General features: G+C 67.9%; 11 protein-coding genes. 3 read left to right on the forward strand and 8 right to left on the reverse strand.

Going from position 1 to position 12,734, the window contains the following annotated elements:
- Positions 1-59: 59 nt before the first annotated feature.
- Genes AC5JBD_RS03515 through gluQRS form a run of 3 tightly spaced genes read right to left on the reverse strand, consistent with a single transcriptional unit; the run spans position 60 to position 1,719 of the window.
- Complete coding sequence (locus AC5JBD_RS03515) at positions 60-632, reverse strand: cob(I)yrinic acid a,c-diamide adenosyltransferase (protein ID WP_495721181.1); 573 nt, start codon at positions 630-632, stop codon at positions 60-62.
- A 1-nt stretch (position 633) separates the two neighbouring features.
- A complete protein-coding gene (locus tag AC5JBD_RS03520) occupies positions 634-837 on the reverse strand; it encodes a twin transmembrane helix small protein (RefSeq protein ID WP_495720370.1) in 204 nt (67 codons plus the stop codon).
- 9 nt (positions 838-846) lie between these two features.
- On the reverse strand, positions 847-1,719 hold the full coding sequence (gene gluQRS, locus AC5JBD_RS03525; protein WP_495720371.1) for a tRNA glutamyl-Q(34) synthetase GluQRS: 873 nt from the start codon (positions 1,717-1,719) through the stop codon (positions 847-849).
- A 252-nt stretch (positions 1,720-1,971) separates the two neighbouring features.
- On the opposite strand from gluQRS, the gene AC5JBD_RS03530 reads away from it, so the two are divergent.
- On the forward strand, positions 1,972-2,538 hold the full coding sequence (locus AC5JBD_RS03530) for an HNH endonuclease (RefSeq protein ID WP_495720372.1): 567 nt from the start codon (positions 1,972-1,974) through the stop codon (positions 2,536-2,538).
- On the opposite strand, the gene AC5JBD_RS03535 is transcribed toward AC5JBD_RS03530, so the two are convergent.
- The 5 genes from AC5JBD_RS03535 to AC5JBD_RS03555 form a co-directional block, all read right to left on the reverse strand.
- Positions 2,535-2,822: an HNH endonuclease gene (locus AC5JBD_RS03535; RefSeq protein ID WP_495721182.1), complete on the reverse strand. Its 288-nt coding sequence runs from the start codon at positions 2,820-2,822 to the stop codon at positions 2,535-2,537. The genes AC5JBD_RS03530 and AC5JBD_RS03535 overlap by 4 nt on opposite strands.
- Positions 2,819-3,865, reverse strand: a complete 1,047-nt coding sequence (locus tag AC5JBD_RS03540; RefSeq protein ID WP_495720373.1) for a J domain-containing protein — start codon at positions 3,863-3,865, stop codon at positions 2,819-2,821. Before AC5JBD_RS03540 ends, AC5JBD_RS03535 begins: the two co-directional genes overlap by 4 nt.
- A 94-nt stretch (positions 3,866-3,959) precedes the next feature.
- Positions 3,960-4,307, reverse strand: a complete 348-nt coding sequence (locus AC5JBD_RS03545) for a hypothetical protein (protein WP_495720374.1) — start codon at positions 4,305-4,307, stop codon at positions 3,960-3,962.
- 30 nt (positions 4,308-4,337) lie between these two features.
- Complete coding sequence (locus AC5JBD_RS03550) at positions 4,338-8,567, reverse strand: translocation/assembly module TamB domain-containing protein (protein ID WP_495720375.1); 4,230 nt, start codon at positions 8,565-8,567, stop codon at positions 4,338-4,340.
- Positions 8,567-10,693 (reverse strand): autotransporter assembly complex protein TamA, encoded by a 2,127-nt coding sequence (locus AC5JBD_RS03555; RefSeq protein ID WP_495720376.1) that lies wholly within the window; start codon positions 10,691-10,693, stop codon positions 8,567-8,569. Before AC5JBD_RS03555 ends, AC5JBD_RS03550 begins: the two co-directional genes overlap by 1 nt.
- A gap of 360 nt (positions 10,694-11,053) precedes the next feature.
- Between AC5JBD_RS03555 and AC5JBD_RS03560 the strand changes: the two genes are divergently transcribed.
- A complete protein-coding gene (locus AC5JBD_RS03560; RefSeq protein ID WP_495720377.1) occupies positions 11,054-11,857 on the forward strand; it encodes a metallophosphoesterase in 804 nt (267 codons plus the stop codon).
- A 130-nt stretch (positions 11,858-11,987) separates the two neighbouring features.
- Positions 11,988-12,728, forward strand: coding sequence for a polysaccharide biosynthesis/export family protein (locus AC5JBD_RS03565; protein WP_495720378.1), 741 nt, complete (start codon positions 11,988-11,990; stop codon positions 12,726-12,728).
- Positions 12,729-12,734: the final 6 nt, after the last annotated feature.

Consider the following 12,734-nt stretch of genomic DNA (forward strand, 5'->3'; position numbering starts at 1 on the left):
CTCCTGCCGCGTCGATGCTTACAGGAGCGCGCGCGCGGTTCAAAGCAAACCAGTCGGGATCAGCCGCGCGTCGCGCCGGGCTGCCAGAGGATGTCGCCGCCGTCCGCCTTCGCAGCCAACCGCGCCAGCACGAAGAGATGGTCGGACAGCCGGTTGATGTAGATGAGCGCCTGGGGATTGAGAGCGATCTCCGCGGCTGCCGCCACGGCCGTCCGCTCGGCGCGGCGGACGATGGTGCGGGCGAGGTGGAGGTGCGCCGCGCCGGCCCCGCCTCCGGGAAGGATGAAGCTGCGTAGCGGCTCCAGATCTTCGTTCATCCGATCGATTTCGCGCTCCAGGCGCGCAACCTGTTCCGCAGTGACGCGCAGCGTCATCTCGCCGGGCGTGAAGTCCTCGCCCGGCGTTGCGAGGTCGGCGCCAAGATCGAACAATTCGTTCTGAATGCGCCCGAGCATGGCGCGCTGCGTCTCGTCGCGGACGTGCAGGAGCGCGACGCCGATCGCGCTGTTCGCCTCGTCGATGTCGCCGATCGCGGCCGCGCGCGGATGCGCCTTCGAGATGCGGGAGCCGTCGACTAGGCCCGTTTCGCCGGCATCGCCGGTGCGGGTGTAGATCTTGTTGAGCCTGACCAGATCAGCCCCCGCCGCTCGCGAGCACGAGCAGCAGCACGACCAGGATGATCGCGATCGCCTGGAACATGACGCGCTTCCTCATCAGGTCCTGGCTGCGCTGGCCGGTAATATCCTTGCCTTGCGCCATGCCGATCACGCCCTTGACGAGCACGAACAGCGTCGCGCCGGCGGCGAGCACGATCAGGATGATGAGGAGGGTCTGCATAGCGTCTATCTAGGACGCGGCGGCGGTAAATCCAGCAGGCAATATGCCATCGAGAAGATCGGCGGCGAGCCGCTCCGGATCGGCGCCGGCGGCGCGCAGGTCGGCCAGCGTGGGGGCGTGGTTCCGCTTGGCCAGTCGGCGGCCGTTCTCGTCGGCAAGCAAGGCATGGTGGTGGTAGCGCGGCACCGGGAGCTCGAGCAGCGCCTGGAGCAGGCGATGGACGTCGGTGGCGGCGAACAGGTCGCGACCCCGGACCACATCGGTTACCCCCTGCGCGGCATCGTCGACGGTGACGGCGAGGTGGTAGCTGGTCGGCGCGTCCTTGCGCGCCAGCACGACGTCACCGAAGCGGTCCGGCTCGGCCAGCACCTCGCCCGCAGCGGCATCGGTCCAGTGGAGGTCGCCAGTTGCGCGGACCGCCTTCATCATATCGAGCCGCCAGGCATGCGGCTCCCGGAGCAGCCTCTCTTGGCGCTCCTCCTCGCTGAGGCGCCGGCACGTACCGGGATAGAGCGGACCGTCCGGACCATGCGGCGCCGAGGCGCTGGCGGCGATCTCCGCCGCGATCTCCGAGCGAGTGCAGAAGCAGGGGTAAGCGAGGCCTACCGCCTTCAGCCGGTCGAGCGCCTCCGCGTAGAGCGGCAGGCGCCGCGACTGGCGCACCACCTCGCCATCCCAGTCGATGCCGAGCCAGGCGAGATCCTCCATGATTGCACTGACATGCTCCTCACGCGCGCGACCGGGATCGATATCCTCGATCCTGAGCAGGAAGCGACCGCCGTCTGTCCGCACGAGCCGGTGAGCGAGCAGCGCCGAATAAGCATGGCCGAGGTGCAGCCTGCCGGTTGGCGAGGGCGCGAAGCGGGTGACCAATCCGTTCATAGGGAAGTGCCATGTGGCTGGATTGCTTCGCTCCGCTCGTAATGATGACACTGCGCAGGTTCACCCGAACGTGGCTCTTGACCGCGAGTCGCGACCTGTGGTGTCATGACGTCGTCACGTAAGGGCAGCTAACGTGGCGCGAACAGGAGAAAAGGCTCGAGAGGCCAGTCTCCCCTGTTCTGGGTGCGACAGTCCGGGGGCCGGCGTTTCGGAAGAGTATCTCCGCACGAAACGGGAGGCCTGTGCCGGTTCATGTATCACCCCGATCTTATCCGACATCCTGACAGCTGCCCGGCCCTGGTCCTCAACGCCGATTATACGCCGCTGAGCTACTACCCCTTGAGCGTGTGGCCGTGGCAGACGGCGGTCAAGGCCGTGTTCCTGGAGCGCGTCGACATCGTCGCCAACTATGCGCGCGAGGTGCACAGCCCGACGCGGACGATGCAATTGCCGAGCGTGATCGCCCTTCGGCAATATGTGCGGCCGTCCGAGCATCCGGCCTTTACGCGGTTCAACCTGTTCCTGCGCGACAAGTTCGTTTGCCAATATTGCGGAGATCCGAGGGAGCTTACCTTCGATCACGTCATCCCGCGCGCGCATGGCGGGCGGACGACCTGGGAGAATGTCGCGACCGCCTGTGCGCCCTGCAACCTCAGGAAGGGCGGGAGAACGCCGGCTCAGGCCCACATGCAGCTCTACCGCTGGCCGATCCGCCCGACGAGCTGGCAGCTGCAGGAAAACGGCCGCAGCTTCCCGCCCAACTACCTGCACGATACGTGGCGCGACTATCTCTATTGGGACATCGTGCTGGACGCCTAACGCGCGCGCCGCGTCGGTGCATGGAAATCCGGATCCTTGTTGCGGATCCAGTCGATGAACCGGGCGATATCCGGATGCCGGCGCAGGGCGGCGGCGCTCGCGAAGTCCCGTTCCAGCTCCTTGTTGCCGAGCGTGCGATGGATGGTGCGGTGGCAGATCGGATGGACCGGCACCGTCTCACGCCCGCCGCGACTCTTGGGCACCGGATGATGCCATTCGATCCGCCGGCCCAGCGGCCGCTCGCAGAGGAAGCAGACCAGATCGGCATCCGCCTGCAGGCTCAGTAGATGCCGCCTTCGCGCTCGAGGAAATCCTGTTCCTGCTGCGGCCTTCGGCCACGTGCCGGTCGCACCGTGCGGCGAGGCGGAGGAGCGGGCCGCGCGGTGTAGCGTCGCTGCGGGGCTGGAGCCGCTGACGCCAACGCGCTGAGTTCGGCGGGTTCGACAGCGGTCAACTCGGTGATCGCCGTGTCCGCCAAACGGCGGATTTCGAACAGGCGGAGCTCGATCGAGGCGAAGGTGTCGGCCATCGGATCGGCGGCGCGAACGTGGCGGGACACCTGGTTCTGCGGCTGGAAGCGGCGTGCGGCCGCGGTGCGGAGGTCTGCCTGGGGCGTCAGGTCGGTTCGGCCCGCCGCATGATCGAACGCGACACAATAATCAAAGTCGTTGACGTCGAGCGACTGCGCCTGGCCCTCGAAGCAGCGCTCGCTGAAGTCGGCGGCGCCGGCCATGCCCGCCATGCCGGCGATGCGCTTGAACTCGGATACGGCCTTCGTCACCTGACTGCGGCTGACCGGCTGGTCGCGGAACGGTATCGGGTCTTGCGCGGCGTCGGCATCGGCCGCCTCACCGCTGTCGGAGGTCGCGAGCGCTGCCGTCGCGTTCGCCTTCGGAGCCTCGGGACCGCCTCGTGCGAACAGGACGACCGTCGCCGCCAGCAGAAGCGCGCCGGCGAGCCCGACCCAGCCCGCCGCGCGGTGACCCGGGCGAGGGCGCGGCGGCACGTGCACAGGGAGTTGTGTGCCCCTCCGGCCCGCATCGGCCGCGGTTCCGTTCGGCGGCGGTTCGGGGAAGGCGCGGGCGAGCTCGACTCGATAACGCTCCTCTCGCGCTTTCTCGTCGGCGTCATAGGCGGCGCGGCGGTCGGAATCGCGCAGGACGTTGAAGGCGTGGCTTATCTCCGCCGCCTTGCGCTCGGCATCGACCCCGCCGACGACGTCGGGATGAAACTTCTTCATCAGCGCCTTGTAGGCAGCCTCGATCACCGCCGGATCGGCGTCCGGGAGGACCTGGAGAAGGGTGTAGAGGCCGTTCCTGCTGCGCATGGACTTTCCAGGAGGTCGCGCGGCTCGGGAGAGGCTGCCGCGGACGATCCCGCACCCATCCAGCAAATACAGGGACTTTCCGCAAGTGCGGGCGCTAGACCGGCGTCTCCTCGGCGAGCGCGGGCCGCACGAACAAGCGCGGTGCGAAGCGGCAGAGAAGGAGGAGCAGGGTCGGCATCAGCATAGTGTTCCAGACGTCGCGGACGCTCTCCATGAACTGGCGCTCCCGCTCCGGCTCGGGCCAGGTCTCATAGGCCAGATCGTAATATTCGTTACCGATTGCGGCGGCGAGCACGACCAGCCACGGCCAGGGACTGCCGAGGGTGCGCCGCATGAGCAGCGCGACGCCGATCTGCGCCAGGATGCCGACATGGACGTGGAGCGCGTCCATATCGAGGCCGGTGAAGAGCTCGATCGATTCCTTGACCTGATACCAGTCCATGCCGCCGCCTAGGCGGGCAGGCCGGGCGGCTCAATAGTTCTTGCGGTAGCGGACGCTCACGCTGGTGCCGCCGAACGAGCTCACCTGGGAAAGGATGCTGAGCGAGCGAGACAGAGCGATCTCGATCTGGGTGGCGGTGAAGCCGCGGGCGTCGGTGATCAGCTCCAGATAGATGTCGTTGCTGATGTAGAAGCCGGCCGAGATGGCGGTGCCGCGGCCGGTCGCCTCGTCGGCGCCGAGCACGCGCAGGCGGCTGAGGCCGCTGGCGCCGCGCAGCTTGCCGAGCGGGTTGAGGCCGCCGCCGCCGCCGCGCAGCGAGTTCAGGGAGGCGCCGAGCTGCACGACCTGGAGCGCGGACAATTCGGTCACCGATCCGCCGAACAGCAGCCGAGCCAGGATTTCGTCCTGCGGCAGGGCCGGGTTCGAGCTGAAGGCGATCTGCGGATTGTAGGCGCTGCCGGTGACGTTGAGGTTGATGTCGACGCCCTCGATCTCGGTGGTCGCGGCGATGTTGATGCGCGGATTGGGCGGCCGCGCGCCGGTGAAGCTGATGCGGCCGGTGGTCAGCTCGAAGCGCTGGCCGGCAAAGCTGAACGTCCCGCGGATGACCTCGGCCTCGCCGGTGATGCTCGGGGTCGCCGACGTGCCCTGGACGCGAAGATCGGCCTCCCACTCGGATTCCAAGCCCATTCCCGAGACGAACACCTGATTGTCCGCGCGCACGCGCAGGTCGAGATTCCAGATGCTGGGCACCGCGCTGTCCTCGGCCAGCGCCTCGTCGGGATCGGGCAGGGGCTCGCCGCGGCGGCGCACGCCGGCGAGGTCGACCACTTCGGCCGCGCCTTGGCGGACGATCTGGTAGCGCACCTCCGGCAGCGTCAGGTCGCCCGTGATCGAGGCGCCGCTGGCATTGTTGACGATCGCCACCTGGCCCGAGACCGAAGCGCCGAGATCGTCGCCGCGGGCGAGCTGGGCGCGCTCGAAATTCAGGCGGACGTCGATCGGGAAGCCGGCGTCCGAAGCCAGGCCGACCGTGCCGCTCCCGGTGACGGTGCCGCGGCCGGCGCGGCCGCTGAGCTGGGTGATCTCAAGACGCGAGCGGGTAAACTGGCCCGCGACGGCGAGGTTGGTGATACGGGTGCCGTACGTCTCATGGACGAAGGTGAGATTGTTGGCGCGGATGACGCCGCGGAAATCAGGATCCTGGACGCGGCCGGAGAAGTCCGCCGCGATGCCGACCGGACCTGAGAGCTGCATGTCGGTCATGCCGCTAAGGGACCAGAGCACTTCGGCAGGGCCATTGTAGCGAATGCCGCCGGCGAGCGGGGCCGCCAGCAGGCGGGTCGTCCAGGAGCCGGCGCCTGGCCCCAGCGGCTCGAGCCGCACCTGGGCGCGCCCGACAACTCGGCCGTCATCGCGGATCACGGCGGAGGCGCGGCCGCCTTCCGGTCGAAGCTGGCCGGCAAAGGCGATGTTCACCGGCTCCGACAGGGAGACGATGCCGGCGCGGGTGAAGTCCTGGATCGTGAGGCGGGCGTCGGCGCGCGGGAAGGTGGTGCCGTTTGGCTGGGCGAAGTCCAGGCTGCCAGTGGCGCGGCCGGCGAGACCGAGCGTCGGCGAGAAAGCGTTGAACAGGGAGAGGTCGAGATTAGCGAAGCGCGACTGGATCTCCAGCTCATCGCCGTAGCGGCCGGCGAGTTGGACATTGCCCTGGGGCAGGACGAGCGTGGTCGGGGCGAGCACCCAGTCCGAACCCACCTTGCGGATGTCGGCGGGCCGGGCGAGGCGGAAGGCGACGCGGTTGACGTTGCCCTGGATCGCCGCGCGGATCAGGGTCGGGGTCAGTGCCGCATTGGCGGCGACGCGGAACGGCACGCCGCTCCGGCCCTCGGCCAGGATCTGGGCGGTGCCGCGGCCGCCGCGGTAATTCACCCGCGCCCGCGCCTGCTCGATCAGCAGCCCGCCGCTGCGAACGCCGGCGAGCTGTGCGTCGCCGACGATCTGCGGCGCGTCGGGATACAGGATGACGTTGGCGTTGATGAGGCCGCGCTGGATCGTGATCGGCGTCGTCCCGGGGATTTGGGCGCCGTTGGCGCGGGCGACGATCGTCGCGGCCTGGTAGCCGCCGGCGGCGGAGAGGCGCACGGTGCCGTTCAGCCCTTGGCCGTTCATACTGAGCGTCCCGACGAAGATCCCAGCCGGCGTCTGGGTGACGCGGCCGGTGAAGGTGATGCCGGCGAAGACCAGGCGGCGGATCTCGATCGTCAGCGGCCCGCCGCCGGTGAGCACGGTGAGATCGGCGGTGAAGGGGCCATATTGGGATTGGCCGGTGGCGCTGATCTCGTAACCGCGGCCGGTGGCGCGGATGCGAGCCTCGACGTTCGAGAGGCCGATGCCGAAGCCCGGGTTCGCCGCCTGCAGCCGGATGTCGGGCGCTGTCGTCGTGCCGCTGACCTGGACGGAGAGGGGGCCGTAGGCATTGGACACGCCGCTGAGGCGGAAATTGATGCGGCCATCCAGATTGTAGGTGCCGCTTCCCGAGGTGATGCGCAGCTGCGGCGAGGCGAGGCGGATGTTGTCGATCGCCACCACGCCCGCCGGATTCATGTTGATGCTGGCGGTGACGATGGCATTGCCGCCAAGGAAATCGCGCGCGGAGGCATTGTCGATGCGGCGGGTGCGGACGGCGACGCGGCCGCGGATGCCGAAGCCGTCGCCCTGGCTCACGACATCGAGATCGCTGTCGATGTCCAGCAGGCCGATCCCCTGAACCAGATAATTGTTGATCCGGCCCTGCAGCCCGGCGCGATATTCGCCCTTGGCGAGATCGGCCACCACCACCGCGGTGGCGTTCAGCTTGTCGGAGCGGATCTTGAGATCATCGGAAAGGATGCGGGTGCCGGCGATGTTCAGCGTCCCGTCCAGCGAGACGTTGGTGAGGAGGCCGCCGACCGCTTCGTTGAGGCCGCTGATCCGGCGCGCAGTCGCCGAGATGGGAATGGTGATGCGGTCGCTCGCGACGCGGGCGCGGCCCTGGGCGCGGAGACCCTCCACCACCGTCTCGTTGAAGCCCAGCGCAGAGGCGTTGAGGTCGTAGAGCACGGTCGGCGTGGCGAAAGGACCGTTCAGCACCATCGCCAGGCGCACGTCGCGGCCGTTGAGGTTGGGCGCGATCGCGGCCGGACGGAGGAGGCGGGCGGCGACCTTCAGGTTCTGCATCCGGCTCTGGCCGAGGTCGACGAGGCCCTCGGCCGCGACGGCGATAGCCGCCGAGTTGGCGCGGAGGCGGATATCGGCGCGGCGTTCGGCAAGCGTGGTGACGAGGTTCACCTGCACCAGCGGCGCCATCAGCTGCGACAGCGGCCCCTCGGCGAGGATCAGGTTCGGGCGGACGGGGCCGTTGACGGTGAAGGTGCCGTCCTTGCCGCTGATCGCGAGGTTGCCGAGCGGCTGCCCGCCGAGCATCGCCTGGGCGCGGCCCTGCCAGTTCTGCCAGGTTCCTCGCCCGGAAATCTGCGCCGCGAGCGGCTGCTTGAAGCCGGTCATGGTGTTGACGAAGCCGTTCGCCGGCGCCTGCAACCGCGCCTCGATATCGAAGCGATTGGCTTCGGGCACGGCATCGAGCTTCAGCGCCAGCCGGTCGCCGCCGGCAAGGCCGGGCGCGGCGATCGCGCCGGCGTCGAGCGCGACCTGCGCTCGGCCGTCGGCAATCATCACGTTGCCGTTGAGCGAGGCGAGGTGCCTCTGGCCGGTGACCGGCGGGTCGATCTCAAGCCGGCCGACGCTGAACCGGCCGATGTCGATATCGAGATCGGGAAGGAGAGGCGCGTTCGGATCGCCCGGCTTCAGCTCCGGCAGGCGGCCCAGCCGCGCCCGCGGGATCTCCAGCGACTTGATGTCGACATGGTTGCGGAAATAGGAGAAGGGCCGCCAGTCCAGCTCGGCACGCGGCGCGACGAAGAAGGTGCCTTTCGCGTCTTTCAGCGTCAGGTCGTGGATGATCAGCTCACCATAGAGCGAGCCCTCGAGCCGGCCGATGTCGATATCGAGGCCGGATGCGAATTCCAGATTATTGATCTGGCGGGTGACGTAGCGGCGGCCGAGCTCGGTGTTGATGCCGAAATAGAGGCCCGCGACGAGCAGCAGGATGGCACCGACCGCCACGACCACGCCGATCGCGACACGCTTGCCCCAGTTCGGCCGCCGCCGCTCCGGCTCCGGCGCCTCGGCAACATCTTCGGGAGGCAGTTCGTCGGCCATCAGAAGGCCTGCCCGATCGAGACATAGAGGGCCACCCAAGGCTCGCCCTTCCGGCGGCCGAGCGGTGTCGCGACATCGACGCGGAGCGGCCCGAAATTGGTGTAGAGGCGTCCGCCCACGCCGACGCCGAAGCGCAGGTCGGACAGGCGCGGGAACTGGCTCTCATAGACCTGGCCCGCATCGACGAAGGCGACCACGCCATAGTCGCCGAAGCGATAACGTCCCTCGAGCGAGAATTCGTTGAGGCTGCGCCCGCCGATCGGCACCGAGATGGTGGGCGGATCCTCCTCTTCGGGATCCTCCGGGTCAAACTTGGGGTTGGTGATGACGGCTCTCGGGCCGAGATCTTGGTAGCCGTAGCCCCGCACCGATCCGCCGCCGCCGCCATAGTAACGGCGCGAAGGCGCGAGGTCGTCGCGGTCGATGCCGTTGATCGTGCCGAAGCGGACCCGGCCGGCCAGGACGATGTTCTCGGCGACGGGATAATAAGCGCTGCCGTCGATCAGGTTGCGCGAATAGAAGCCGGTGCCGTTCTCCAGCGCCGCCTCGGGGCTGATCCGGCCCGTGATGCGGAAACCTTCGGTCGGATTAAGCAGGCTGTCGGACCCGTCATAGCCGAGCTGAAGCGGGATTGCGCCGATGAAGAAGGTCGCCCGCTCCCGCTCGCCGAGGGCGACGTTGACGCGGTCCTCGTTGGTGGCGACCAGTTCGACGCCGTAGGACCAGGTCCACTTTTTCTGCCAGATCGGCGTGGATTCGCGCGAGATCCGCCCGGCCAGTGTCGCGGTGAAGGCCTCGTAGGCATCGTAATTGCGCCGGGCCGCCTCGGCGATGACATTCACGGTGCGGTCGCGCTTGCCGGCATTGGAGCGGCGGAAGGTCACGCCAAGCGACTGCTCCTGAGTGCCGACCACGCCCGCGACGCGCAGCGCGCCTTCAGGCGGGAAGAGGTTGCGATGCTCCCACGAACCTTCGAGGCGGATGCCCTCGCCGGTGCTGAACCCGGCATTGGCGGAGAGGGATCGGGCCGGTCCGGCGTCCTGGCGGACGAGGACGTTCACATATTGCGTCCCATCCGGCGCTGCCTCTCCGGTGAGGACAGGTTCGGCCGAGACGCTGGCGAAGAGGTTGGTGGCGACCATCGCCTCGCGCAAATCGTCGACCAGGCGGCTGTCGTAGAGCTGACCGCGCTCGAAGCGGGCGAGGACGCCGACATGCTCCGCGTCGAAGGCGAGGTCGCCCTCGGTGGTGAAGCCGGCGAAGCTGGCGCGGGGACCCGGCTCGACCGGCAGCGTATAGTCGCCAGTGTCGGTATCGGGATTCAGCAGGATGTCGCGGACGCCGATCTCCGGGAACGGATAGCCTTGCTGCGAGAGCTTGAGCGGAACATTGGCTTCGGCCGCAACGATGTCGACCGAGACGATCGGATCACCGGTCTTGAGCGGCAGCGCTTCACGGGCGAGGGCCGGCGGCACCGTCTCCGGCCCGGCGATCGCGATCTCGCCGAGCGTGTAGCGCTCGCCAGGTGCGGCGGCGACGGTGACCCTGAGCTGTCCCGCCTGCTCCGGCACCTGCTCGACAGCGATGGTGCCGGTGCCGTCATAATAGCCCTCGGAGCGCAGCAGCCGGACGAGCAGTTGCTCATCCTCGCGTGCCCGAGCCGCGATCTGAGCGCCGTTCGCCGCCTCGCCATCGCCGTCCTCGAGGGCGGACAGGTCGCGGAAGCGCCCCTCCAGGCCGACTTCATCCAGTCCCTCGATCTCGAGCGCATAGCGAACCGGCGGCGGCTCCTGCTCGGGGTCGGCCGTCGCCGGCGGTGTGGTCACGTCGAACGTGGCGAGCGGCGGTAGCGGCTCGGTGAGCGCGGGATCGTCGGGCGGCGGCGCATCGGGCACCGTCTCGGCCCCGGCCGGCGGCACGGCCGGCATCGGGAAGCTCTCGATCGGCTCCAGCGGCGCGTCCATGGCCGGGTCCAGCGACGGCAGCTCCGCTTCGAACTCGGCATCGGGGATGATCGGCGCACCGGGGTCCTGCGCTGCTTCGGGCGGGGTCTCAGCCGGCGCCGGCTGCTGGGCGACGGCCGCCGTGGCCCATGCCACCGCACCGATCGCCACCGCGGCTTTCAAGATGACTGACCTGCGCAAAGTCTCTCCGCCGCCGGGAAGCACGGAAGTTTGTCCGGAAATCAATGCGCTTTGAAGAGCAAGTGGCGCTTTTTCGCGGCTTCCAAGGCGGGTTGATGCGGCTGCGCAACAGTTTTTGCGGGTCGCCGGGAACAAGCGTCACGCCCGGGCGTATAGCCGGTTGCGCCAAGCTGTGTCAGGCGTGTAGGGACGGTCCCTCTCCCTGCAGACGCTGCCGCGAATTGGCTGGTGACGCAGTGGCGACATCCCCGATTCGGGGCCAGCGGAAATGTGGTAAACGAGGATCGGCGGCGTCTCGTACAGGACGGCGCCATCGGCGAGTTGGTGAGAGTAGAGCTTGCGATGAATCTGCTACGTAAACTGGGACTGCTCGGCGCGGACAAGAATTTGCCCAGGGGCAAGGAAGGCTGCCGCGCCTACGCGGTCGGCGACATTCATGGCCGCCTGGACCTGCTCGATCGCCTCCTCGCCAACATCGAAGCCGACATGGCCTCGCGCGAGCGGCGCCGCACCTTCATCATCTTCCTCGGCGACCTGATCGACCGCGGCCCCGAATCCGCGGGCGTGGTCGAGCGGCTGCGCACCTACCGCAATCCGGACGCGCGCCTGGTCTTCCTTGGCGGCAATCATGAGGAGGTGCTGCTGAACATCCTGGCGGGGAAGCGCGGCGTTCTGCCCAGCTGGCTCAAGTTCGGCGGCATCGAATGCGCCGCCAGCTACGGCATCGACGTGGTCGAGCTTGCCCGGGTGCACGAGGATGCCGCAATCGAGATGGTGCGGGCGAAGGTGCCGCGCGCGCATCGCGAATTCCTGGAGAGCTTCGCCGACACGTTCAGCTTCGGCGACTATCTGTTCGTCCACGCCGGCATCCGACCTGGCGTGGCGGTTGACGAGCAGAGCCGCCAGGACCTTCGTTGGATCCGCGACCCCTTCCTCAGCGACGCCAAAGAGCATGGCTTCGTCGTCGTCCACGGCCATACCATCGTGGAACGCGTCGAAGAGCGACCGAACCGTATCGCGATCGACACGGGCGCCTATCATAGCGGCGTCTTGACGGCATTGGCGGTGGAGGACGATAGACGGTGGTTTCTCACCGGCGCGGAAAACGCTGAGGCTGAGGAAAAGATGAGGTCTGAAGCGGCCTGACCTAGAACTGCCGATCTCGTCCGGCGGGAGTCGGCGACTGGTGTCACGCGCCATCTCGCTTTATTGTTCAGGACAGGGTAATGGCCACTTCGCAAAGGGGGGGGGTCGCGTTGTTTTTAAAGGGTGATTCATGGTGACCAGCATGTCCGCCGCTGATCTTGCGCCGCGTGGCAAGGGGCTTTCTCGCCTCTTCGCCTTGCTCGCCGCCCTCTGCGCGCTCGCTCTGCTTGCCGGATGTGCCGGCTCCCGCGGTGGTCCCATTCCCTATAATGTCGAGGACTTCGGGCGCCCGGACGAGCCGTCGCTGCTGACGGTGGAGGAGGATTACAAGATCGCCGGGGGCGACACGCTGTCGATCGCCGTCTTCCAGGTTCCTGATCTTTCGGGTGACTTTGCGGTCGACCTCACCGGCCAGATCGCGCTGCCGCTGCTCGGGACCGTCAAGGCGGCCGGCATGACGACCGCCGAGCTGGATCAGCGGATCACGCAGCAGCTCGGGGCGAAATATCTTCAGAACCCCGACGTCAGCGTCGGCCTTAAAGCGTCGGCGCGCCGCAACGTCACGCTGGCAGGCTCGGTGCGCGCGCCTGGCCTGTATCCGGTCAACGGTCCCATGACGCTCGTTCAGGCAGTCGCGTTGGCTCGAGGCTACGATGACGGCGCCAACCCGCGCCAGGTTGCGATCGTGCGCACGATAGACGGCAAGCGCCAAGGGGCTGCCTTCGACCTGATCAGCATCCAGCGCGGCCGGATGGAGGATCCGGAAGTCTATAGCGGCGATCTGATCATCGTGAACGGCTCGAACGTCCGCGCCTGGCAGCGTGAGATCCTCACCGCCCTTCCCATTCTTGGTTTCTTCCGGCCGTTCTAAGATTCT

The organism is Allosphingosinicella sp., assembly GCF_059502505.1.

Bases quoted from the DNA above. Each gene is read 5' to 3' on its own strand.
- gluQRS (WP_495720371.1), bottom strand. From the start codon at position 1,719: ATGAACGGATTGGTCACCCGCTTCGCGCCCTCGCCAACCGGCAGGCTG.
- AC5JBD_RS03560 (WP_495720377.1), top strand. From the start codon at position 11,054: ATGAATCTGCTACGTAAACTGGGACTGCTCGGCGCGGACAAGAATTTG.
- AC5JBD_RS03565 (WP_495720378.1), top strand. From the start codon at position 11,988: ATGGTGACCAGCATGTCCGCCGCTGATCTTGCGCCGCGTGGCAAGGGG.
- AC5JBD_RS03550 (WP_495720375.1), bottom strand. From the start codon at position 8,567: ATGGCCGACGAACTGCCTCCCGAAGATGTTGCCGAGGCGCCGGAGCCG.
- AC5JBD_RS03540 (WP_495720373.1), bottom strand. From the start codon at position 3,865: ATGCGCAGCAGGAACGGCCTCTACACCCTTCTCCAGGTCCTCCCGGAC.
- AC5JBD_RS03545 (WP_495720374.1), bottom strand. From the start codon at position 4,307: ATGGACTGGTATCAGGTCAAGGAATCGATCGAGCTCTTCACCGGCCTC.
- AC5JBD_RS03520 (WP_495720370.1), bottom strand. From the start codon at position 837: ATGCAGACCCTCCTCATCATCCTGATCGTGCTCGCCGCCGGCGCGACG.
- AC5JBD_RS03530 (WP_495720372.1), top strand. From the start codon at position 1,972: ATGTATCACCCCGATCTTATCCGACATCCTGACAGCTGCCCGGCCCTG.